General features: G+C 41.2%; 21 protein-coding genes, 1 tRNA gene and 2 pseudogenes. 8 read left to right on the top strand and 16 right to left on the bottom strand.

Going from position 1 to position 22,889, the window contains the following annotated elements; translation table 11 throughout:
* Positions 1–37 precede the first annotated feature (37 nt).
* Positions 38–484 carry a DUF411 domain-containing protein gene (locus tag HMPREF1019_RS08530; RefSeq protein WP_009295306.1) on the bottom strand — a complete coding sequence of 149 codons (447 nt, stop codon included), beginning with the start codon at positions 482–484 and terminating at the stop codon, positions 38–40.
* 109 nt (positions 485–593) lie between these two features.
* On the opposite strand from HMPREF1019_RS08530, the gene HMPREF1019_RS08525 reads away from it, so the two are divergent.
* The 5 genes from HMPREF1019_RS08525 to HMPREF1019_RS08505 all read left to right on the top strand — a co-directional run bounded on the left by HMPREF1019_RS08525 (position 594) and on the right by HMPREF1019_RS08505 (position 5,015).
* Positions 594–1,562 carry a putative transporter gene (locus tag HMPREF1019_RS08525; RefSeq protein WP_009295305.1) on the top strand — a complete coding sequence of 323 codons (969 nt, stop codon included), beginning with the start codon at positions 594–596 and terminating at the stop codon, positions 1,560–1,562.
* A gap of 429 nt (positions 1,563–1,991) precedes the next feature.
* A complete protein-coding gene (locus HMPREF1019_RS08520) occupies positions 1,992–2,795 on the top strand; it encodes a M48 family metallopeptidase (protein ID WP_009295304.1) in 804 nt (267 codons plus the stop codon).
* A gap of 2 nt (positions 2,796–2,797) precedes the next feature.
* Positions 2,798–3,280, top strand: coding sequence for a GNAT family N-acetyltransferase (locus HMPREF1019_RS08515; RefSeq protein ID WP_009295303.1), 483 nt, complete (start codon positions 2,798–2,800; stop codon positions 3,278–3,280).
* A 43-nt stretch (positions 3,281–3,323) separates the two neighbouring features.
* Positions 3,324–3,411, top strand: a tRNA-Ser gene (locus HMPREF1019_RS08510).
* Positions 3,412–3,440: 29 nt separating this feature from the next.
* Positions 3,441–5,015 carry a Na+/H+ antiporter gene (locus tag HMPREF1019_RS08505; protein WP_009295302.1) on the top strand — a complete coding sequence of 525 codons (1,575 nt, stop codon included), beginning with the start codon at positions 3,441–3,443 and terminating at the stop codon, positions 5,013–5,015.
* Here HMPREF1019_RS08505 and HMPREF1019_RS08500 read toward each other — a convergent pair.
* From HMPREF1019_RS08500 to HMPREF1019_RS08435, 14 genes and pseudogenes are all read right to left on the bottom strand, one after another.
* Positions 5,012–5,524 carry a hypothetical protein gene (locus tag HMPREF1019_RS08500; protein WP_009295301.1) on the bottom strand — a complete coding sequence of 171 codons (513 nt, stop codon included), beginning with the start codon at positions 5,522–5,524 and terminating at the stop codon, positions 5,012–5,014. The two genes, HMPREF1019_RS08505 and HMPREF1019_RS08500, sit on opposite strands and share 4 nt — an antisense overlap.
* A 96-nt stretch (positions 5,525–5,620) precedes the next feature.
* Positions 5,621–7,735: pseudogene (locus HMPREF1019_RS08495) on the bottom strand (TonB-dependent siderophore receptor).
* Entirely contained in the window at positions 7,716–8,813 is a 1,098-nt protein-coding gene (locus HMPREF1019_RS08490) for a PepSY-associated TM helix domain-containing protein (RefSeq protein ID WP_009295297.1), read from the bottom strand. The pseudogene HMPREF1019_RS08495 and the gene HMPREF1019_RS08490 overlap by 20 nt, the downstream one beginning before the upstream one ends.
* 702 nt (positions 8,814–9,515) lie before the next feature.
* Positions 9,516–9,923: a tetratricopeptide repeat protein gene (locus HMPREF1019_RS08485; RefSeq protein ID WP_009295295.1), complete on the bottom strand. Its 408-nt coding sequence runs from the start codon at positions 9,921–9,923 to the stop codon at positions 9,516–9,518.
* A 133-nt stretch (positions 9,924–10,056) separates the two neighbouring features.
* A complete protein-coding gene (locus HMPREF1019_RS08480) occupies positions 10,057–10,884 on the bottom strand; it encodes an ABC transporter permease (protein WP_009295293.1) in 828 nt (275 codons plus the stop codon).
* On the bottom strand, positions 10,877–11,530 hold the full coding sequence (locus HMPREF1019_RS08475) for an ABC transporter ATP-binding protein (protein WP_009295291.1): 654 nt from the start codon (positions 11,528–11,530) through the stop codon (positions 10,877–10,879). The genes HMPREF1019_RS08480 and HMPREF1019_RS08475 overlap by 8 nt, the downstream gene beginning before the upstream one ends.
* A gap of 9 nt (positions 11,531–11,539) precedes the next feature.
* Positions 11,540–12,439, bottom strand: a complete 900-nt coding sequence (locus HMPREF1019_RS08470) for a NapH/MauN family ferredoxin-type protein (RefSeq protein WP_009295289.1) — start codon at positions 12,437–12,439, stop codon at positions 11,540–11,542.
* Positions 12,440–12,441: 2 nt separating this feature from the next.
* On the bottom strand, positions 12,442–12,903 hold the full coding sequence (locus HMPREF1019_RS08465; RefSeq protein WP_009295286.1) for a c-type cytochrome: 462 nt from the start codon (positions 12,901–12,903) through the stop codon (positions 12,442–12,444).
* A complete protein-coding gene (locus tag HMPREF1019_RS08460; protein ID WP_009295284.1) occupies positions 12,900–13,451 on the bottom strand; it encodes a c-type cytochrome in 552 nt (183 codons plus the stop codon). Before HMPREF1019_RS08460 ends, HMPREF1019_RS08465 begins: the two co-directional genes overlap by 4 nt.
* Positions 13,448–14,125 carry a 4Fe-4S dicluster domain-containing protein gene (locus HMPREF1019_RS08455; RefSeq protein WP_009295282.1) on the bottom strand — a complete coding sequence of 226 codons (678 nt, stop codon included), beginning with the start codon at positions 14,123–14,125 and terminating at the stop codon, positions 13,448–13,450. The genes HMPREF1019_RS08460 and HMPREF1019_RS08455 overlap by 4 nt, the downstream gene beginning before the upstream one ends.
* Entirely contained in the window at positions 14,118–15,374 is a 1,257-nt protein-coding gene (locus HMPREF1019_RS08450) for a nitrous oxide reductase family maturation protein NosD (RefSeq protein WP_009295281.1), read from the bottom strand. Before HMPREF1019_RS08450 ends, HMPREF1019_RS08455 begins: the two co-directional genes overlap by 8 nt.
* The gene (locus tag HMPREF1019_RS08445; RefSeq protein ID WP_009295280.1) at positions 15,367–16,122 is read right to left on the bottom strand and encodes a hypothetical protein; all 756 of its coding nucleotides are present in this window, start codon (positions 16,120–16,122) and stop codon (positions 15,367–15,369) included. The genes HMPREF1019_RS08450 and HMPREF1019_RS08445 overlap by 8 nt, the downstream gene beginning before the upstream one ends.
* An 81-nt stretch (positions 16,123–16,203) precedes the next feature.
* Positions 16,204–18,793: pseudogene (gene nosZ / locus HMPREF1019_RS08440) on the bottom strand (Sec-dependent nitrous-oxide reductase).
* A gap of 12 nt (positions 18,794–18,805) precedes the next feature.
* Positions 18,806–19,624 carry a hypothetical protein gene (locus tag HMPREF1019_RS08435; RefSeq protein WP_009295277.1) on the bottom strand — a complete coding sequence of 273 codons (819 nt, stop codon included), beginning with the start codon at positions 19,622–19,624 and terminating at the stop codon, positions 18,806–18,808.
* 415 nt (positions 19,625–20,039) lie between these two features.
* Between HMPREF1019_RS08435 and moaC the strand changes: the two genes are divergently transcribed.
* The 3 genes from moaC to HMPREF1019_RS08420 are packed head-to-tail and all read left to right on the top strand — an operon-like array spanning position 20,040 to position 22,005.
* Positions 20,040–20,516 carry a cyclic pyranopterin monophosphate synthase MoaC gene (gene moaC / locus HMPREF1019_RS08430; RefSeq protein WP_187364910.1) on the top strand — a complete coding sequence of 159 codons (477 nt, stop codon included), beginning with the start codon at positions 20,040–20,042 and terminating at the stop codon, positions 20,514–20,516.
* A complete protein-coding gene (locus HMPREF1019_RS08425; protein WP_009295275.1) occupies positions 20,491–20,757 on the top strand; it encodes an HP0495 family protein in 267 nt (88 codons plus the stop codon). The genes moaC and HMPREF1019_RS08425 overlap by 26 nt, the downstream gene beginning before the upstream one ends.
* Positions 20,758–20,766: 9 nt before the next feature.
* Positions 20,767–22,005: a hypothetical protein gene (locus HMPREF1019_RS08420; protein ID WP_009295274.1), complete on the top strand. Its 1,239-nt coding sequence runs from the start codon at positions 20,767–20,769 to the stop codon at positions 22,003–22,005.
* A gap of 69 nt (positions 22,006–22,074) precedes the next feature.
* Here the strand turns inward: HMPREF1019_RS08420 and HMPREF1019_RS08415 are convergent, their stop codons facing one another.
* Positions 22,075–22,869: an undecaprenyl-diphosphate phosphatase gene (locus HMPREF1019_RS08415; RefSeq protein WP_009295273.1), complete on the bottom strand. Its 795-nt coding sequence runs from the start codon at positions 22,867–22,869 to the stop codon at positions 22,075–22,077.
* Positions 22,870–22,889 lie beyond the last annotated feature (20 nt).

Genomic DNA, 22,889 nt, shown 5'->3' with positions numbered 1-22,889 from the left:
TAGCCCATCAAAAGACGAGCTAAGTCTAAATTTGAAGTTATTTTAGCTTTTTAGAGCCGATGTAAGTAGCAAAGACCTCTTGTAAGCCATCTTTTTTAAAGAGTATGACGTCGTATTGCTCGGCTTTACCGCCTTGCTCCATGCCCTGACTCTCCATAGGCATGCCAGGCACTGCGATACCAACGGCATCTTTTGGTTTAAGCTCCAGTAGGCGCTTGACCTCATCAGCTGGCACGTGACCCTCGATGACGTAGCCATCAACGATAGCTGTGTGGCAGCTTGAAAGCTCTAGTGGCACGTGAAATTCTTTTTTAACCTTGACCAAGTCATCTACTTTTATGGTCTCTTCGCTAAAGCCAGCCTTTTGCATAGCACTCGCCCAGTTGCCACAACAACCGCAAGTTGGGCTTTTATAGACCTTCATGTCAGCCCCAAGCGCTAAGGTCGCACAAAGGCTAAGAGCTAAAAATGCAAATTTCTTCATCATTTTCCTTTACGTTGAAATTTGCAAAATGATATAGTTTGGGTTTAAATTTTATATAAATGCTTAAACCTTGCCTGCTATAATTGCCAAAATTTACAAAAGGCACTTTATGTTTTCATCATTTTTCAAAGACAAAAAATGGGCGCTTTGGGCTTACGGCGGAGCGATATTTATCATCTTGCTGCTTGTCTATCAAACGCACCTAAATGTCCGCATTAACGAGTGGTATAAAAATTTCTACGACATCATGCAAAACTCAAAGGATCACAGCGTAGATGAGTTTTGGCAAGGGATATTAAATTTCTTAAAGATCGCCATGCCATACGTCGTAACCTACACGGTGATATCGTTCTTTGCGAGCCACTGGGTCTTTCGCTGGAGAGAGGCGATGACCTTTAAGTACCTCAAATTTTGGAGAAACTGCCAAAACGACATCGAGGGCAGCTCGCAGCGTATCCAAGAGGACGTTTATCGCTTTGCCAAGATCATGGAGAGCCTTGGTGTGCAGGTTTTAAAGGCGTTTATGACGCTGATTGCCTTTATACCAGTGCTTTGGGAGCTAAGCAAAAGCGTGAGCCTGCCTTTCATCAAAGACATCGAAGGCTCGCTAGTTTATATCGCACTGCTAATTAGCATCGGAGGTCTCATCGTATCGTGGTTTGTGGGCATAAAGCTACCGCACCTTGAGTATAACAACCAAAAAGCGGAGGCGGCCTTTAGAAAAGAGCTAGTTTATGGCGAGGATGATAAGCTCAAATTTTGCCAGCCAAACGTTATGCTAGAGCTTTTTACAGGAGTGAAGCTAAACTACTACAAGCTATTTTTGCACTACGGCTACTTTAATCTCTGGCTCATCTCGTTTTCGCAAATTCTTGTCATCGTGCCTTACATCATCATGGGCAATGGCCTATTTAGCGGCGTCATCACGCTTGGCGTCCTCGTGCAAGCTAGCAATGCCTTCTCGCAGGTTAGAGAGAGTTTTAGCGTCTTTATCGACAACTGGACGACGATAACGGAGCTAAGGTCGGTCAATAAACGTTTGAGAGAATTTGAGAGAAATATAGACTATAAAGCGTAGGGGTTAAATTTACATACTGAAGAAACTCGGACAAATTTTAAAATTTCATGAACGAGTAATTTCGGCTCTAAAATTTGAGCTAAGCAATAAGCGAAGCCAAATTTTAGTAGTCAATTCTTGCGAGTGAATGAAAGTTTAAAATTTGCAAAATAGATTTTTTATAAATTTAAAGTTTTATTTCTTTGTTAAGGGGGAAGAGGCTTGAATTACGAAGTCGCTCCCTTCCCCCTTAACAACCCCCTAACCCCGACGACGTTAGAAGTGGCATGCGTCAGTGCTAAAGCACTGCATGCGGTTAAAAAAATACGATAAATTCTAAAATTTACAAAAACCAAAACTAGCCCAAAAATTTAAATTTCACCCCTCGTTTAACAATGCATATCCAACTCAAGCTATAATACGCCAAATTTTAATCCAAAAAGGATGAAAATGAAAAAAATTTTACTTACGTTATTAACAGCTAGCATGCTTATCACAGGCTGCACGAGCGTCACAAAGTCAGGCGTTGTGGGCGCAGATCGCAAGCAGTTCATGCTAGTATCTTCTGAAGCGATGGAGCAAAGCTCGGCTCAAGCCTACGTCAAGACGCTAACAGCTGCTAGAAGCAAGGGCGAGCTAAATGTCGATCCGATCCTCACAAAAAGAGTTCAAGATATCGCAAAAAGGCTGATAGCGCAAACTGGCGTTTTCAGAGAGGATGCCCTAAAATGGAAGTGGCAAGTAAATGTCATCAACGAAGATACTCTAAATGCTTGGTGCATGCCAGGAGGCAGGATCGTCGTTTATAGCGGCATCATTAAGAGACTAAATTTAACAGATGCACAGCTAGCAGCGGTCATGGGTCACGAGATCGCCCACGCGCTTAGAGAGCACAGCAGAGAGCAAGCCAGCACCGATGAGCTCAAAAATATCGGTATCTTTGCAGTCGCAACCGCCACAGGACTTGGCGACCTTGGAGCGAGTGCGCTAAATTTAGCCAGCCAGTACACCATCTCGCTACCATTTTCTCGCTCACATGAGACCGAGGCTGATCACATCGGCACTGAGCTAATGGCAAGAGCTGGGTACGATCCAAAAGAGGCGGTCGAAGTCTGGGTAAAAATGAGCAAAATGAGTGGCGGCAAAGTGCCTGAAATTTTAAGCACTCACCCATCAAACGAGAGCAGGATCAAAGACCTAAAAGAGATCGCAGCAAAGCTTGAGCCGGTCTATCAAGTAGCCAAAAAAGGCTAGGCTTGATCGAGCGAGCAAATTTAAGCGACCTTGAAGCGATCACGCAAATTTATAACGAATACATCTTAGAAAGAAGTGCGACTGCTGACTTGCAGCCAGTTAGCACAAAGGAGCGAGAGCCTTGGTTTAACGCTCACGGCGGCTCGCGCCCTATCTTTATCTACAAAGAAAATGATGAAATTTTAGGCTACTGCTCGCTAAGCGACTTTAACCCTAAAATCGCTTACGATATAAGCGTAGAGATAAGCATCTATGTCGCTAAAAAGGCTCTTAAAAAGGGTATCGGCAAGCAGCTTTTAGCCCACAGTATAAACAAAGCTAGAGAGCTAAATTTAAAAAATATCATCGCACTAATCTTTAGCAAAAACGAAGCAAGCCTTGGGCTGTTTTTGAAATTTGGTTTTGAAAAATGGGGCGAACTGCCAGGCGTTTGCCTTATGGATAATGAGTACAAAGATGTCGTTATCTTGGGGCTAAAGCTCTAAAAGCCAAGCATTAAGCAAATGAAGATATAATCACCTTCTTCTTGGGTAGATGTCCGAGCGGTTTAAGGAGCACGCCTGGAACGCGTGTGTGGGGCAACTCACCGAGAGTTCGAATCTCTCTCTACCCGCCATAAATTTAAAAGAAATTTAAAGGACAAAAATGATCGAACATTTACTGCTAGTTTTTGCACTGCTAGCTATCATCATCGCTTTAGTGATGGTCTCAAACCGCCTAAAGGTCGCCTATCCGGTGCTATTAGTCCTTGGCGGGCTTGCCATTAGTTTTGTGCCAAATTTACCCACCATTAGGATCGATCCAGAGCTTATTTTCATCATATTTTTACCGCCGCTTCTTTACGAGGCCGCATGGGCAAACTCGATAAAAGAGCTCTATAAATGGCGCCGAGTGATAGGAAGTTTTGCATTTATCGTCGTTTTCATAAGTGCAGCAGCGGTTGCAGTGATAGCAAATTTAGTGATCCCTGGCTTCTCGCTCGCCCTTGGCTTCATGCTTGGCGCCATCGTCTCGCCACCAGATGCGGTGAGTACGGCTGCGATCCTTAAATTTGTCAAAGCACCGCGCAGGATCAGCGCTATTTTAGAAGGCGAGAGCCTTTTAAACGACGCATCATCGCTCATCATCTTTCGCTTTGCCGCAGTGGCGGTGACTACTGGGCAGTTTATCTGGTACAAGGCGGCTGCGAGCTTTGTCTGGATGGTGGCTGGCGGTGTTTTGGTCGGTCTTGTGGTGGCATTAGTAGCCTACTTTTTGCATAGGATCTTGCCAACCGATGAGAACAGCGATACGATCATGACGATCACGACGCCTTATGTCATGTATATTTTGGCTGAGGAGCTTGGCACGAGCGGCGTTTTGGCGGTGGTTTGCGGCGGACTTTACCTCTCGACAAAACGAAATAAAATTCTCACCGCTGCAACAATGATCCACGCTGTGCCCGTTTGGAACAATTCTATCTTCTTGCTAAACGGCCTTGCCTTTACCATGATCGGCCTTGATCTGCCTCAAATTTTAGACGGACTAAAGCATAGTGGCGTATCGCTGCTTGAGGCGCTATCTTACGGCGTTTTGGTGACTGCCGTGCTCATCGTTATCCGCCTCATGGCATCATACGGAGCCGTTTATATCACGATGTTTATGAAGCGCTTTATCAGCGTGGCGGATGATCGCAATCCAGGCAAAGCGACGCCGTTTATAGTCGGTTGGGCGGGCATGAGGGGCGTAGTCTCGCTAGCTGCGGCACTCTCTATCCCCGCTATGGCCGGTAGCGAGCCGTTTCCGCATAGAGATCTCATCTTGTTTATCACCTTTGTCGTTATCTTGCTAACGCTCGTAGTTCAGGGACTAACTCTGCCGCTACTTATAAAAAGTGTCAAATTTCCAGACTTTAACGACCACATGCCAAACGAGCTAGCCAGAATCAAGATAAAAAAGGCGATCGCCGAGGCTTCGCTTAAATTTCAAAGCGAGAAATTTTGCAATGAGGAGAATTTCTTGTTTCAGAAACTCAAAGAAGTTTGGAATTTCGAGCTTTCAAATGAAAATTTCGAGATCAGCGACGAGGTCAGGCAGACCTATTTTGAGATCCTAAATGAGCAGCGAAAGGCGCTACTTGAGCTAAACAAAGACCCAAAAATCGACGAAGAGATCATCAGGACCTTTTTGTATCGCATCGACCTTGAGGAGCAAAGGTGGCAGCCATATAGCGAGCATTAAAATTTTCTTCCAACATTGCAACTTACCGCACCGCAAAATCTCTTGCCAAATTTGGCCTCGACGATGAGAACGAGCACGAAAAATATCTTCTCATCGTTTAGCCTCGCGATCTGGCGTAAAGTCTGGCTAGCGTCATTAAATTTAACATCATTTTCGCGCAAGCTCTTGCAAAACTCATCCTCATCAAAGCCAAGCATGCGTGAAATTTCACTGATAGTGTAAGGCTCGAGCGAAGCGATGATGCGGTCCATGTTGCATATAGTTGGATTTTTGCGGTGTGTGGTGACGTCGATTATCTCATTTACGAGCTTTACTAGCTTTCTTCTGCGGTTAAAAAGGTGCAAGATCACGGCACAAACGATCAAAGCTCCTGCAAATTTGTGCGCGCTCATCATCCACTCACTATAATCACCCATAGCGAAATTTAGCCCAGTAAATGCAAGCAGGCAGATCCCACAAGCAAGAGCACAGACGATACAAAATTTATATATCACTTCTACTTTAAGCAATGCAAATTCCTTAGTTTTTTTGAAATTATACACCTACTATGCAAAAAATGAAGGTCGCCAACTAAAAATTTAGCTGGCGCGTTAGAGTAAATTTAGCTAAAACTTATAGTTAAAGCTGAGATTAAATGTGCGTGGATCGCCATAAACCATCATGTTTTTGCCGATGCCCTCGTAGTATTTTTTATTAAAGAGATTGTCGATATTTAGCTGCACGTCAAAGTTTTTAGCAAATTTATATCCAAACATCAAATTTGCCAAAGTGTAGCCCTTTTGTGTGATCTCACCTGCGCCTTTGCCAGTGTAAATTTTACTCTTATACATAGCTCCAGCCCCTACTCTAAAGTCCCTAAATTCATACTTTGTAAATAAATTTGCCGTGCTTCTTGATGAGTCGGTGGCGTATTTCTCGCCATTAGCATCTTTTGCGTTAAAGTGCGTTGCGCCAAAGCTTAGGCTTAAGTTTTTAGTGATCTCGCCGTTTAGATCTAGCTCGACGCCCTTGCTTGTCACGCCTTTGCCAGCTTCATATATGTCGGCATTTGTCGCTGGATTTTTCTTGCCAGTGTTTATGCCAAGCTTGTCTTGCACGATCTTAAAGACGCCAAGACTTGCTTGAAGTGCCCCGTCAAGATACTCGCCTTTGATGCCCACCTCATAGTCCTTGCCTTGGATCGGATCAAGATACTTGTCATTTGCGTCCTTTACGTTTTGAGGTTTAAATATGCTCGTGTAGCTAGCATATAGAGTGTGGTTTGCTCCGATGTCGTAAGTTATGCCAAGATATGGCGTGATCTCATTTGTGAAATTTCTATTGTCTTTACCGCCCTCGATCTCGTATTTGTAGTAGCTCACTCTAGCACCTAGTAAAAATTTAAGCTCATCGGTGATTGATAGTTTATTTGCCGCATAAAATGCCTTTTGTATCGTTTTATCTTTATTGTTTTGATCTTCGTAAGGAAATTTTGGATCATCAAGGTGCAAGTTTTTAAAATCGATCCTGCTTCTAGCTGTATAAGCAAGCCCAGCTGGCGTAGTCCTTTGCAGCCAGTAGCTACTTACCTTATCGCTACTTTTTTTATAGTTGTTATACATCGCGCCAAAGACAAACTCATGGGATAAATTTGCTATCTCGTAAGGGATATTTGCGTATGCATCGACGTTGTGGATGTTCTCCTCTCTTTTGTTTGCATAAACGCTAAGATCACCTATGTTACCAGTACCGTCTAAATTTACCGCTCCACCGTAGTAGAGTAGATTTGAGTCAGTGTTTGCCCGTCTAAATGAGTAGCTTAAATTTAAGCTCGCTTCATTTTCAAAGTAGTGCTTAAAATCAGCGTAAAAATCAAGCGTTTTTATATCCCACCTAGTCCAAGGCTGAGAAAAAATTTCATTTTTACTAAAATTTGTCCTAGAGCCATCTGTGTAAAATGCTGGCATGCCGCCCCACCTAACCCCGTGGCGTCTTAGCTATTGATAAAACGCACCAAGGCTAAGCCATGAGTTATCTCCTATATCGCTATCGACTACGCCGTAAATCGCGCTATTTTTGCGGTTATAATAGTCCATATAAGAGTGCGACTTCTCATGCATAAAAGATAGCCTCGCTCTGACGCTTCCGCTCTCATTTACTGGTGTTTGCACATCGCCATTTACGCCGTATCTATCGTATGAGCCAGCACTTAGTCCAAAATTTCCTTTTAGCTCCTTTGAGTCTGACCTTTTTCTTATGAAATTTAAGCTTGCAGCTGGGTTGCCAGCGCCTGCAAGTAGGCCATTTGCTCCTTTTACCACCTCGACTCTTTCATAAGGCAGCAAGCTCATATCATTTGCGCCAAGACTAAAGCCGCCAAAGCTAGGCATCGAATCAAGCAAGTAATAATCTATCTTAAAGCCACGAGCCGTCGGATATACGCGCTCGTCCCATTTGTTTAGCGTGACGCCTGGGATATTTCTAAGAAGCACTTGATAGTCCTTGATGCCTTGATCTTTTAGCCTTGCTTCTGTTAGCACAGTTAGCGACTGGGGCGTTTGACGAGAGGTTAAATTTAGCCTAGTTGTGCTCTTTACAAGCTCTTTTGCAAAGTAGTTCGCATCGTCTCTTCGCTCGCTCTCCACGACATCGACCGCTTCTAAAACCTTCTCATTTTCACTAGCATAAATTTGAGGCAATGCCAAATTTAAAGCAACTAAGCTAAATAAAATTTTTTTCATTTTTTCTCCTTTTAAATTTTCTAAACCACAGATAAAGCCCTGAGATACTCAAAACTAGCGGCGAGATGCCCACTATAAACCAGATAAATTTTGTAGTTTGGTTGTAGTTTCCAAAGTGCGATCTTCTAAAGGCCGAGAGGATTTTCTCGCTTAAATTTGCATTTTTTATGTCTAGGACGCTAACTAGCTTGCCGCTATCTTTGTCATAAGTGATCACGCTTGAGTATTCGTTATGCAAGAAACTTTGCCACATCACGTAGCCAAAGATGCGGATGTTTGCCCCTTGCATGAAAGGCAGCGAGATAAAGTGTGGCTCAAAGCCTTTGATATCCTTTTTGCTTCGCGCCACCAGCTCATCAAGGGATAAACTTTTGTTGTAAATTTTTGCGTCTATTACGAAGTCACCTTTAAACTCTGGCGCGCGTGCCATCTGAAATTCCCACCAAGCGCCACTTATGCAAATGAGCAACAAAACTGGCGTGCAAAAAATGCCTATTATCTTGTGGATGTCGTTCATGAAAACGTTTAGCCCATTTACGCGCAGTCTAAGCAGAGTTAGCCAAAATTTACGGTAGATCACAAAGCCACTAATGCAGATAAAAAATGTAAAAATAGCTGTTAGAAAAAGGATAACATTGCCACTTTTTTCAAGCAAAAGCTCCTCGTGGATATGCGCTAAAACTCCGAAAAATCCCTCATCGTGTGCCAGTGGCTCGCTCTTTATCTTGCCGTTAAAAGCGTCAAAATAGATAAATTTCCACTCTTTTTTGCTATCGTTATGCTCGATTAGCCAAATTTTGTCGCATTTTTTAGGGTTTGCATCGATGTTTATGCCAACCATCTCGTAGCCGCTAAGCTCGCTTGTGACGATATCTCTTAGCTCATCAAAGCTGATCCTTTTGCTCAAATTTTCTTTGTTTAAATTTACATTTACGATATTTGGGTGAAAAAGGCTGTTTAGCTCGTCTTTATAAACCAGGATCGCACCGCTAAAGCAAACTACGACAAGCGGGATAAAAAAGAGAAGCGACAAATATGCATGCACCTTGTAAAAAAGCTTTAAATTTAAAAATTTCACCCCTTATGCCACCTTTTAAAAGTTAGTCTTGATAACAGCTCGCAATTTTATAAGATTTTTGCTTTTATAATTTTTAAAACCATTATCAAAATATAATTTTAAAAAGAAAGTGACGTTTGTGAAATTTGAGTTTGCAAAGGTAAAAAATTTGATTTAAAAAAGAGAGACAACTCCTCTTTGTGTAAGCGGAAAAGCCAGAAAAGGGGGAAGCAAGGTCTTAACCGCTACAAAAAGGAGGGCCCGTTTAGGACGATGAAATGTTATTATTTAAATATAAATTTTAATGAAATTTTTAGTTAATAAAAAAGAAATTCTGCGTAATACTAAAGTCAATCACGATATTTAGGCATTTTCTAAAGAAATTTCTCTTTTAAAATGGTAAAAATATATGCTTTGTATGAAAGCAAAAATCACATTTGAAATTTCATTTTTATTAATATTAAACGTGGTTTGTAATGTTTAATTTAGCGACGTAAAAAGGTATCTCGCTAAATACGCTTAAAAACTCGGACAAATTTTAAAATTTCATGAACGAGTAATTTCGGCTCTAAAATTTGAGCTAAGCTGCAAGCGAAGCCAAATTTTAGTAGTCAATTCTTGCGAGTGAATAAAAGTTTAAAATTTGCAAAATAGCTTTGTCAAGTCAGATAAGCGCGAGACAAATTTTAAAATTTGCAAAAAATCTTTATAAATTTATAAATTTTAATTCTTAGGTACGAGTTCTAAGACGTTGCAGGCTCGCTTGCTGCCCATTTTGCAAGCTTTATCAAGGGCATTTGCAGATAGATCAAAGCTCTGCTCTACGCCGTTTCCTTGCAGATATTTTGTAGCTAGCTCGTAGCAAGCTTCACTGCTACCATTTTCACAAAGCGACTTAAAGACTTCGTAAGATTTAACCAGATCTTTTTCAACGCCAAGACCTCGCCCTAGCATGTCAGCATATAAAAAGCAAGAAGTTTTATCTTTGTTTTCGCACTCGCTTGAAAGCTTTTTAGTAAAGCTCTCGCAAGCTTTTACGTCACTTTTGTTGATGCAGTTTTGCATATTTTCATCCCAGTTTGCGCTTAGAGATAAAACGGCAAAGGCTAAAAATAAAATGGATTTTTTCATAAATTTCCTTGAGAGAGATAAACCCCCTTTGTGGGAAAGGGGGTCATTACAAAAAGGAGGTTTCTTGTTGGACAAGTGGAATAATACAAGCCTCGTCTAAATTTAAAACCAACTCTTATTTAACAAAAAACAATCAAACAAGATCTCTCTTGCTAAAACCCAAATAGCCGCAAACTAGCAAGATCGCGCCAAGCACCAAAGGATAGATGATCGCATAAGCTACGAAGGTCGCTTTTGAAAATGTGCCTAATATGAAGTAAGATGCAGTGCCTATAACTGCTAAATTTGGGTCAAAAAGGCTAAGTGCGGCTATCCTAAAAAGCTCGATCGGATTTAACATAGCGATAGAGTAAATGACGTACTCATCGACTGAGCTTCGCATAAGCAGCCCAATGAGCGCTAGGTCGATAAAAGCTAGCATGATAAGCCAGAGCAAAAACGCCACGCCTTGGCCTGTTTCTTGGTTTTTGATAAGGCTTGAGATGAAAAAGCCAAGCGATAAAAAGACGATACTTAGGCTAAAAAGCAGGCCAAAGTAGAGCACTAGCACGCCCCAAGGTATCGACACGCCCTTTATAAAGCCAACCACCACGCAAAGCAAAAGCGAGAACAAAAGCGGCACAAAAACGACAAATGTCCGCCCAAGCGCCTTGCCAAAGTAGTACTCTTTAAGGCTTAGCGGGAAGCTCAGCACGTACTCAAGCAGGTTTGTATCTCTGTCTTGGTTTATACTTCTAACGGTTGAAATGAGGATAAATATCGGCACGATGATGACGCAAATTTGTATAAACAAAAGTAGCGCCCTTGTTAACCCAGAAAAGCCAAGCACACGAGAATCCGTCACTCCGCTAAATAAAAATCCTATCATCAAAGCAGAAAAAAGAAGCGCATAGATCGCAAACCACCTCGAGCGAAACGACTCTTTGACGTCTAGTTTTGCTATTAAAAAAAGGTTATTCACTTTTACTCCTTAAATTTTCTTCTTTGATGATCTTGCCAAGGTCCATATAGACGCATCTATCAAGCAGATGAGCGATCTCATCTATGCGGTGCGAGATGAAAACTAGCGTCTTTTTTTGCGTGAAGTTGTCGAGCAATTTTTTAAAAGACTCTCTTGCTTTTACGTCTAAATTTGCCGTTGGTTCGTCAAACATCAAGATTTCACTATCTTTGGCAAATGCGATGGCTATTAGCATCTTTTGCTTCATACCACCCGAGAGCTTGTAAAAGGACTTGTTTAAATTTGCATGCAGGTCAAGCTCTAAAAGCTTGCTAAATTTCTCAATATCTTCAAATTTGACATTTGAGCTTTTGCAGACAAACTCGCAAAGCTCACGCAGGCTAAATTTAAGTGGTGGCGGGGTTTGCGGCACAAATGATATAAATTTTAGCGCCTCTTTTCTATCTTTTAGAGTATTTACGCCATTTATCGCGACGCTTCCACTATTTGGCACAAACTCGCCCAAGATGATACGCATGAGCGAGCTTTTGCCAGCTCCATTTTGCCCAAGTATCGCTATCTTTTCGCCAGCTTTTACATTTAGACTGACGCTATCAAGTATCTTTTGCGAGCCAAAAATTTTCGTTACTTCTTTTATATCTATCAAAAAATTTCCTTATATGAGTTTCTTAAAGCCGTTGTCAAATTTAAGCGCATCTTGGTGGCAAACGTCGATACACCTGCCACAAAGCGTGCAGTCAGCCCCAGCTATCCTGAAGAGCTTTTTACTATCATCAGTTTTTGCGCCTTTTTTTGTCATAAAAAGCACGTGTGGCACTAGGCAAACATCAGTGCAAACTAAGCAGTGGTCGCACTTTTCTTTATCCCAGCTGACCTTTATAGCATTTGGCTTTGCTAGTAGCGAATAAGTCGCTCCAATAGGGCAGACATATCTGCACCAAGCCCTGCGTGAGAAGAAAATCTCAACCACAAGCATAGCTACAACAAGCCAGATAGCGTGAAAGTAGCCATAGATGATAAATCTTGAAAATATCCCAACTACGTTAAAAATTTCAAATACAAGGCTTGAGCTAGCAAAGCTAAGAGCTAAAAACAAAATAGTAAAAGCGTATCGCCACTTTGTGTCAAAAACTCGCGGTTTTACTATCTTTTTTGCGCGTAAATTTTCGTGAATTTTTTCGGCTATCTCACTTATAAGTGAGTACGGACAAACCCACGAGCAAAAGCCCCTGCCACCAAAAATGATGTAAAAAGCTAGGATACTAAGCGAGCCGATTAGTAAATTTACATGAATTTCATGCGTTGCTAAAAAGACTTGCAAGCTCATAAATGCGTCTGCTAGGTGAAAGCCAAGTATCCTTGAGGCGCTGATGTCGCCCTCTAAAATTTGCACATCGACCCTGTAAGAGAGCACAAATAAAAGATGAACTAGCACGATGGTAAAAATTCGCCAAAAACGTATGCTCGGGCGCTTTTTGCCATCTTTTGTAGTCGTTATTAGCGTGCTTAGAAAGCTTACGTTTCTAACGGTCGCACGAACGTTATATTTATCCATTTTTACTTTTTAAATTTAGAAATTTCATCAGCAAGGCTGTTTAGATCGCTGTCGCTAACATTTGTTAGCAGTCCCTTCATAAGCGTGTTTTGCACCTTGCCAGCCTTATAATCAGCCAGTTTTTTAAGCAGATCTTCTTTGCTTAGATGAGTGATATCAGGCGCTACGACGCCTTTGCCATTTGCGCCGTGACATGGTGCGCAAGAGGTTAGGTATTGCTTGCTAACGCCTTCATTTTGAGCCTTAGCTACGCTTAGGCTTAGCTCTTTTACCTTTTTTAGCTCATCTTCGCTGGCAAATTCCTCGCTAGACTTTGACTGCTCTTTTGAAACATTTTGCTCCACTTTTGGCTGAACGCTAGCTTCTGCTTTCTCCTTTTTAGGCGGAGTTTGGCTTAGCATAAACACCATGATGCCGCATATCAGCACCGCTAAAATGATCGTTATGATTTTTCCGATTTTCATTGTTTGCTCCTAAACTGCGCATTAAAATCGCTTATCTCTTTGGCTAATTTTCTAATCTCACTCTCATCCATATTTTTAACAAGATCACGCATTAGCACATTTACCTTCTCTTTGTTTTTATAAGCGTTTATCATCTTATAAATTTCATCCTCGCTCTTTGTTAGAAGAGATGGTCCGATGATGCCATTTGCATAGTCGTCGTGGCAGGCTGAGCACTTTGTGATGAAATCCTTGCTAAGTCTGCCCTTTATAAGCCTTAAATTTATACTTTGAAGCGGGCTTTTTACCATGGCAAGCGCTCCGATCTGGCGGCTTACGTTGTTATCTTCAAGTCCAAATTTAATGCTTTTTTCGCCGTGCATGTCGTATTTTATAAATTCATTTTGCTTATTTGCACTCTCGTTGTTTTCATTTTTTTCGACCTTTATGCTAGCACTTGTCGCTACTTTTGCACCTTGCTCGCTAGCAGCCTCTTGCGCTTTGTCCCCACTCTTTTCACAGCCGACAAATAGCAACGCAGCAGCTATTAAAGGTATTATTGCTCTCATTTTTTCTCCTTGTAAATTTCATCATAGCTCATCTTTGGGGCGATATTTATGATCTTTGCTGGGCAGACCTCAGCGCAAACGCCACAACCCACGCAGCCATTTTTTATAAGTGGTAAATTTGCCTCGCTCATTGCTATCGCGCTATCGCCAACTGGGCAAAGCGTGACGCAAAGATCGCAAATTTGACCGATCTTGCCTTTTATCTTATCTTTTAGCGCCTCTTCTCTGTCGTTATAGGCTTTGCGATCAAGCAGATCTTTAACGCCAGCCTCGCTTAAATTTTCTCTTTTCACGCTCAAACAGGCAGCCATGTCACTTAAAACTGCAACGCCCATTTTGACATCGCCCACGACCTTTGTAGCGTGATCGAGCGCACCGCTAGGACAGGCTAGTACGCATGGGAAAAGGTCGCACAAGTAGCAGCCTCGCTCTTTGGCGTCGATGTGAGCTGAGCCACTTGAGTAACCATCTTCTATGTCAAGTAAATTTATGCTGTGATATGGGCATACTTGCACGCACTGACCGCATTTTACGCAAAGATCATCAAAGTCATCAACAGCACCTGGGGGTCTAAGATAGAGCTTATCACCACTACTTTTTGGCAAAAACTTGCCTATGGCGTATCCAACCACCGCTGCGGCTGAGCCTATTATCATAAAATTTCTTCTATCCACGTTTCGCCTTTAAAGCGTTGAAATTTGAAACATCAAGCGGTTTTATCCTAGGCGAAATATCTTCAAGTAGCTTTATCGGTTCAGAAAATGGAGCTAGTTTGGCTAAGAAATTTAAGACGCTAAAGACGCTTGAGCCGTAGAAAAACTGCAAATTTGGATAGTACTGCCAAAGCTGATCGATGTATGAGAGGTGCAAAAATGGAGTGTCGCCGTAGCCATCTTTATCTCTATCAAAGCTCTCATACTCATCATAGTAGTTTTTGCTCCACCTATTTAGTAGCATCTTTTCGCCTGGGGTGTCGTTTACGACGATGTCCATGTTGCCGATAAAGTCGTTGTTTTCAAAGATACTTGTGCCTTGCGTGGCGTGAAAATAGACACCAACTACGTTGTGTAAAATTTTATTGCCTATAAAATTTATAGTTGATCCCGGCTGAAACGGCGAGTTATCAAGTAAGATGCCACGCGCGTTATAGACAAGGGTGTTGTTTTCTATCGTAAAGTCAGACACGTCCTTTAGCCCGATGCCGATGCCAAAGGCGCCGTCGCTATCCATAACGAGATTGTTTTTTATATTTGAACTAGCTGAATACATAAAAAACATACCAACAGCGTTGCCGATAAATTCGTTATTTTCGACTAAATTTTGATTCGCATACATGAAGTGAAGCGAATATCTGCTACCAACTGCTTTGTTGCTTAGAAATTTATTGTGGCTTGCGTACCATGCGACCATGTCACGGCTGTTGCGGATGTTGTTGCGCTCGATCAAATTTTCATGGCTATACCAAAGTCTCACCGCATCGCCTCTAAAGCCAAGGCTAGCGCCCTTTTTTGAGGTGATGTTGTTTTCAGTGATCTTTGAGCTACTGCACTCTTTAAAGTCAATCCCAAAAAGCACATCGCTTATGTCGTTTTTAGAAATTTCAACGTTATTTGCCTTGTCACAGCCTATGCCAGCGTCAAGCTCGCCAAGGTCGTTGCCACTGCCACTTATCTTTAAATTTTTAAGTGTCACATTTGAAGCGATGATCTTTATAACGCTGCCCTTGCCGTCCCCTTTTATGTGGGCGTTTTTGCCCTCGCCGATGATAGTAATGGGCTTATTTATCGTTATGCCCCCTTCATAAACGGCATCCCTCAGCTTTATCACATCGCCAGGGCTAGCGTTATTTATCGCATCTTGAAGGACATTTGCAAAGCCAAAAAGTGGCAAAAAAACAAGGGCAAATTTAGAAAATTTACGCATTTAGCTCTTTTTTCTTTGAAAATACCGCAAGTATGCAAAGCACGCTCATCACCATCATCACCCAAAAGCCGATAGTTGGATATGAGTGCGTTGTAAAGTGCGCCACGCTACCATCACCTAAAACGGTTGGCATAAATGGCTTGATCTTAAAGGCGCCCCACTCTTGCATATTGTGTCCATACCAGTATAGCCAGCCCACAAATGCGCTCATAAATAGCACAGGTGCGATGATGGTTGGAACCATTAAAAGTGAGTTAAATTTACCGTCATAGTATAAAAACGCAAGCATGCAAAGTGTGGCGATAAGTAGATAATAAGGTGCGATCGCTCGCTCGACATTGCCGCCATGCTCCATAGGATACATGCCGATGTAGTGGTTTATCGTATTCATCTCGTGCACGTCGCCGCTATATCCATCTACGTGAAAATATACTGGTATGCCATCTGGAAAGGCTGCCTTTGGATAGTTTGGCGCTTCAAGAGATACGTACCAGATAGGAAGAGATGGCGTGCCGATCTCTGCTTTTTGCTCGATCATCTTATGAAGATCACTTGCCACCTCTTTTGGCAAAAGGTGGTTTTTATACTGAAATGAGCTATAAAGATCGTAGATAGTGTAGCTATAAGATGGTAGCTCATCGCCATTAGCTATACGATCTTTTGCTCCGTGCCAGCCAAGAACTGGCAGAGTAAAACAAACGCTCATAATGATAAGTGCAACAATGGTATAAATTTTATATTTACTCATAATCTCTCCTTTAAATTTTAAAATTTAGCCTAGCAAAAGTTAAATTTTAAAATTTAAAAGGGGCAAATTTGCCCCTTAAAACTACATGCCTGCGTTTTCGTCTATCCATTTTAGATACTGGATGATATTTTTGATCTCTTCGTCACTCATGTGCTGATTTGGCATTCTAAGTTTAAAGAAGTCAATCATCGCTTTAACGTAGTCGTCGTTATAGAATTTAGCAGGATCTTTTATGAAGTCTGCTACCCATTTTTCACCGTTTTCATGTCTTAGCAAGACGCCAGTTAGATCTGGACCTGAGCTTACTTGACCGATAACGTGGCAGCCATTACATCCGCCTTTTAGATAAGCTTCTTCGCCTTTTGCAGCAGCTGGGCTCATCGGTGTTGCGATCTCTTTAGCTAGGTTGTTTTTAGCTCTTAGGCCAACGTCGGCAGTTTTAACCATGTATTGCCATACTTGGTACTCCCAAAGGATAGCGCCATTTACGTCGCCTTTTTTGTAAGCTTCGTCAGCTTTAGCTTTTACCTCTTTGATGTGGCCGTATTGATCAAGTGCGTCATCAACCAAAGCTTTTACTTTTGGATATTTCTCATAATGTTTCTCTTTTAGGTATTTAACAACCTCTTGGATAACATCATCAGTTGCTTTGTTTGTTGCGATTACTTTGTCGTACTCAGCTTTTAAAGCCTCTGGACTTAAAGTTTTTAGCTTGCTATTTTTTGCAGATTCATATTTTTTATTTGGATCTTTAACAAGTAAATAACCCATCATCTCTAGGTGAAGTGCTGAACAAAACTCGGTGCAGTAGTATGGGAAGACGCCTTCCATATCAGCTACAAAATTTACTGAAGCAGTTTTGCCAGGCTCTAGTGAAGCGTGGATGTTGTAAAGGTCGATGCCAAAGCCGTGAGTCTCATCTTGAGCGCGCTCTAGGTTTGTTAGGTGAATTGTTACGTTATCGCCTTTATTTACCTCGATGTGCTCTGGGTTGATGTGGCTTCTGATCATTGTCGCATAGACAGTTACGTTTTTGCCGTTTCTCTCAACTCTTTCTTGACCAGCTAGGGTTGCGTATGGACTAGCCTCGCCTGTTCTTGAGTTTGTACCCATATTGTAAGTAAGCGCTGGAGTTAGCTTGCTAGCAGCGATTGAGACAACGTCGTGTGGCTCACCAAGTGGGATAGGCATATCATAGATTAGATCCATTTTTGCGCCAGTGATGTCTATTAACTGGTGGTTTTGTGGATGGAGTGGGCCAACTGGGTTGAAGCGATCGATTGAAAGTTTATCAAGAGCGATTGCGTATTTGCCCTTAGGTTTTGCTGATTTGCCCTCCATTGTGTCAAGGTGACCGATGTTGTAGTGAACATTTACTTTATCAAGCACTTTTAAATTTTTGTAGTCCCATTTTACGATTTGGCTATCAACGTAAAGTGAAGTATAAAGTATGCCATCTTGTGAGTCAAATGATGTGTGCAGTGGTCCAAGGCCAAGTTCTACTTGTCCATGCATTGACTTTTCTCTATCTAGGATAGGTATGCCGTATGGGTCAGTGCCAGCGAACTCTTTTTTGTCGATTAGCTCTTTGATCTTTTTAAAGTCATAAACTGATGCGTGAGTATCAAGCTTACCGCCAACGATGATGTATCTACCATCTGGTGTTACGTCACAACCGTGTGGGCTCTTTGACTCTGGGATCAAAAATAGTGCTCCAGCTTTTACAGCAGCTTCTATCGTGATCACTCTATGACCATTTATAACTTTGTAGTTTTTCTTGTCTTGTGCAAGTTTTTCTAAAATTTGCCAGTTATAAACGTGTAAGAAGTCGGTGTCGTTTCTACTAGCACCTGCCTCAAATGGAGGAAGACCTTTTTTCGATACCACCTGTATACATCTCAGTGTTTATCGAGTTTGTAAAGCCCCAGCCAAAGCTCTCGCCCTTACCAGCGTCGCTTAGGTCTTGCCAATATGGAGGAAGCTCAAGAGAGAAAGATGCTTTCTCGTCGATCTTGCCTTTTGGATAGTCAAATTTCCAAAATGTCACAGCGCCTCTATAAACGGCTTCGTAGTCGTCCATTGAGTGATAGTTATCATCAAGTGGTGCTGCGTACTGGCTAGCTTCAATGACATACTCGCTGTTTGGAGTGATGAAACTACCGCCGTGCTCACTCTTCATGATAGGGTTTACGACCATTTGAGTTGTCTCAAAGTCTTTTAAATTTATAACAGCGATCCTTGGGTTTGCCTTGTCGTTGATAAATAGATAATCACCAACATACTCACCATTTTTCTCAGTGAAATTTGGGTGGTGTGTATCGCCCCAAGTTATCTCTTTGCCCCTGATGTTGCCTTGTTTTAAAACAGCTTTTGACTCATCGTCATAGCCATATCCTTGCCAAGGCTCTGGGGTGAAAACGCCGATGTATTTGTAAATTCTCATCGACGGAACGCCATAAACTAGCACTTGACCACTCTGCCCGCCAGATGAAAAGACGATGAAATCATCTTTTTTACCGCTTGGCTGGTAAGTCTTGGCAGCTGCAAGGACATCTTTTTCGCTTAGCCCGCGCTCTTTCATGACTTTTTCAAGGTCACTACTAGCAGCACAAGCAGCAGTTAAAGATAGCCCAAGTAGTGCAGCACTTGCGACACAAAATAACTTTTGCATTTACTCTCCTTTTTAAAATGAATTTATCTCTAAACTCTTTGTCTTATTGCCTAGATCCACGCCAACAAGCACGTTTTTATCTATAAAAATTTCTTTTATCTCGCCGCTAAAAAGCTCTTTTTTGCCCTTTAGCTTAAAACTTTTGTCAAATTTATAGATCACTCCGTCCTCGCCAGCTACTAAAACCTCATCTCCCGCGCACGCAAGAGCTGAAATTTTAGATCTTAAAACTTGCTTTTTAGCTCCACTTTTAAGATCTAAAATTTCTCCGTTTCTAAAGCCTATGAAAATTTCATCATCGCTAAATTTACAGGCACTTATCGGCGCAAAACCAACGCTTTTTTGCTCTTTTGCATTAAGCTTGCTATCAAGCAAAAACGCCTTGCCATTAAAGCTTGTAAAAAACACTCCCTCGCTAAGCGGTAAAAAGCTAGAAATTTTATAAACATTGTTAAAATTTTTTGATATAAATTTTTTAGAACTCTTGTCAAAAATAGCGATCGTTACAACATTTGCCATATCGCAAGCGACGTAAATTTTCTCTTTATCTAGCAAGATATTTGAAACCTTACAGCCAACATTTGGCAGTGCAAATAAAAATTCCTTCTCGCTAGCTACCTTTACGATCTCGTTGTTTAAATTTGCAACGTAAAAAGAGCTCTCATCAAAAGCACATCTTTGATCTTTGTAAATTTTCTCCTTTAGTCCTAGGCTTTTTGTCTCGCCATCTTTTACAAAGATGATGTTTTGACTATTTTCATCGACTAAGCAGCCCTTACTCTCAGCAAAAAGCGCCATCAAAGATAAGCTAAGACATAGCAGAAATTTCATTATCTAGGTTGCTTTCATCGTAAATTTAAAATTAACAAAAATATACATATTCATATCTTAAAAGCAAATTAGAAGTTAATTTGTTTTCTTAAGCTTTTAAAGAAAAATATCAATAATTTTTTTAAATTTTGCCATTTACAATAAATAGACTTTGGAATTTAACGGATAGAAATATACTTTTGATAAAATTTATTATCTATAAAAGTTCGTATTTTAGGTATTTTATGCATTAAAATTTAAATTATAAATTATTTTTTAAAAAAATTATTTAAATTAGATAATTATATTAAGAAATGAAAAATCGCTCTTGCCTTTTGAGCAAAGCTTAAATTTTAGATTTTCGATATTTTTTTGCTTAAATTTGTTGATAACTTAAATTTGCTTAAATAGGCTATAATCCACCAAAAAAGGAGAGATAATGCTAACACATTTAGATGAAAAAGACCGTCCAAAGATGGTCGATGTAAGCCCAAAGGATCCCACTAAAAGAGTAGCAACTGCTAGCGGGATCATCAAAATGAGCAAAGATGCTTTTAAGGCGATCAAAGAAAATACCGGCAAAAAAGGCCCAGTCATCCAAACAGCTGTCGTCGCTGCGATAATGGGCGTTAAAAAGACAAGCGAGCTAATACCTATGTGCCATCCACTGGCCATTTTGGGTGTGGATTGTGACATCGAGGAGCTGCCTGAAATTTGCGCTTTTAAGCTTTACGTGAGCGTAAAGATCGAGGGCAAAACAGGCGTTGAGATGGAGGCGCTAACAGGTGTGAGCGTGGGACTTTTGACCATTTATGATATGGTAAAAGCCATAGATAAGGGCATGGAGATCAGTAACATCGTGCTAGAGAGCAAAACAGGAGGCAAAAGTGGCGAATATATGCGATCTAAATAATAAAAAGGCAAAAATCGACTACCCAACACACTGGGAGTATAAAGTGATATTTGACGCTGGCGTAAATGCCGAAGAGAAGGTAAAAGAGATAGTAAAAGATAGAGAATTTAAGCTAGTTTTTTCGAAATTTAGCAAAGATAAAAAATACGCTAGCTACGATCTAGCTGTGCTAGTTTTGAGCGAAGAAGAGAGGCTAGAGATTTTTTCAGCGCTAAAACACGAAGCAAAATACGTTTTATAAGGCAAAAATATGGATAAACTTGAGCAAAAATTACGTGATTATAAAGATAGCGAGGGGCTACTAACTAGCATAAAGGCTCTTTGCAACGACTTTTTTAGGGACGTCTCAGACAAAGACGAAAACACATTGCCTGATCTTTTAAAACAGAAGATGAACGAGCTTTACGACAAGATGGACAAAGAGAACCTCATAAATGCCAAAAACCTAAAAAGCGCTATGGAGGGGATAAATCAAGCTCTAGTTAGCGGCGAAGAGAAGGGGCTTTATGAGCTATTTGATAAAAGAGATGAGATAAATAGAGCGATCGAGGCAAAGCGCGAGGAGATAAAAAATAGGCTTAAAATTTCGTTTGAAGCGGCTGAAGAGGTCGTAAAGGATAGAAATTTTGGCGAAAAAGAGGAAATTTTAGAGCTTTTAAATAACGCCATTATTAGAGAAACAAGGATGCTTGGCATCTTAAAAGAGAGCGCTCAAATCGCCTTTTTAACAACACTTGAAGGCGCAAAAGATGTCGAAGAGACTGCTGGTGCGATAGCTAAAAATATGACCTACGCTGCGATAAGAGGCGGGGAGTTTAGCAAAGAGCGAATGTTTGAAATTTCAAAAAATATCATCAGTGCAGCGGGGAATTTAGCAAATGAGGGGCATATATTTGCAAAAGAGCTCATAAAAGGTGCGATAAATGGCACAAGAGATGGCATTTTAAGAGCTATTGAGAAGCTAAAAGATGAGGCGAAATTTGCTCCAGATGAGCTAAGGCTAAACTCACAGCTTTTAAATTTAAAAAACGTGGATGAAGAGTTTATAGCGCTTCTTAAAGAGCTTGAAAATGAATTTGACGGCGTGGCTAAAAGCGAGATCGAAAGCGTGATAAATAGCGAGCTTGATACAAATCTAGCAAAATTTAAACGCATAAGCGATCAAGCGATGGAGCAGATCAGCTCAAGGCTTGAAGAGCTAAAGTCAAACGGCGTCGCAAAGCTTGTGAGCGAGGCAAACAATAAATTTGAAGCTCTAAAACAAGAGCTAAACGACAAGAGCAAAAAGCTAAAGCTAAATTTTGACACAAACGATAAACTTGAAGGCCTTAAGCAAGATATCGCAGAGTTTGAGAAAAAGGCGAACGACAAGCTCGAAGACATCAAGCAAATGGATATAAAATCAGAAGCTAAGAAATTTGGCGACAGAGCATATCAAGCCGCAAAAGACTTCATAAACGTCATAAAAAAAGATAAAAAAGAGGAGTAAATTTGCCAAGCTTTTTGGCAAATTTATCATTTTGGCTAGGTCTTAGCCTAGCCTTTTCATTACTTAAATTTATAAAAATAGATATAGCAAAAACGCACCCAAGATCAAGCGATAGATGACAAAAGGTAGCATCCTGATCCTTGAGATGATCCCCATAAATAGCTTCACGCAGATATAAGCACTAACTGCACTTATGATGACGCCAAGGGCGATGTCGCTCCAAGGAAGCGCGTTTGGATCTTTTATAAGCTTGATGCTCTCAAGTCCGCCAGCTAGGATGATGACAGGTATCGAAAGTAAAAATGAGAAATTTGCACTGCCTTTGTGGCTAAATCCTAAAAAAAGTGCCGCTGTCATCGTTATGCCTGATCTTGAGACGCCAGGGATGAGCGCCACAGCCTGCGCTAGGCCTATGATAAGAGCAAATTTTATGGTCATTTCGTATTCGCTTTTGTTTGTTGAGCGAAGATCAGCAAAGTAAAGTGCGATGCCAAAGATGATAGTTGTAACTGCGATCACAACGCCGCTTCTTGCGTACTCTTCGATCACGTTATTAAACAAAAGTCCAAAGATGCCAACTGGGATAGTGGCAAATCCCACGCACCAGACAAGCAAGCTATCGCCTACCATCTTTCTTTGTGTTATCGAAGCAAAAAAGTCGCGAAGTAGCTTAAAAATCGTATCTTTAAAATAAAAAAGTATCGCGCTTAGCGTACCAACATGCACTGCCACGTCAAAAGCAAGCCCTTGATCTGGCCAGCCAAGTAGCTTTGGCACCAAGATGAGATGAGCCGAGCTTGATATCGGCAAAAACTCGCTTATGCCTTGCACCAAGGCCAAAACGATAACGTGAGAAATTTCCATAAAATGCCTTTTTGATTATA

This window comes from Campylobacter sp. 10_1_50 (assembly GCF_000238755.1).
Lineage (GTDB): Bacteria > Campylobacterota > Campylobacteria > Campylobacterales > Campylobacteraceae > Campylobacter_A > Campylobacter_A concisus_R.
The sequence above is the reverse complement of the archived record's forward strand: the minus strand, read 5'-3'. Positions and strand labels throughout refer to the sequence as shown.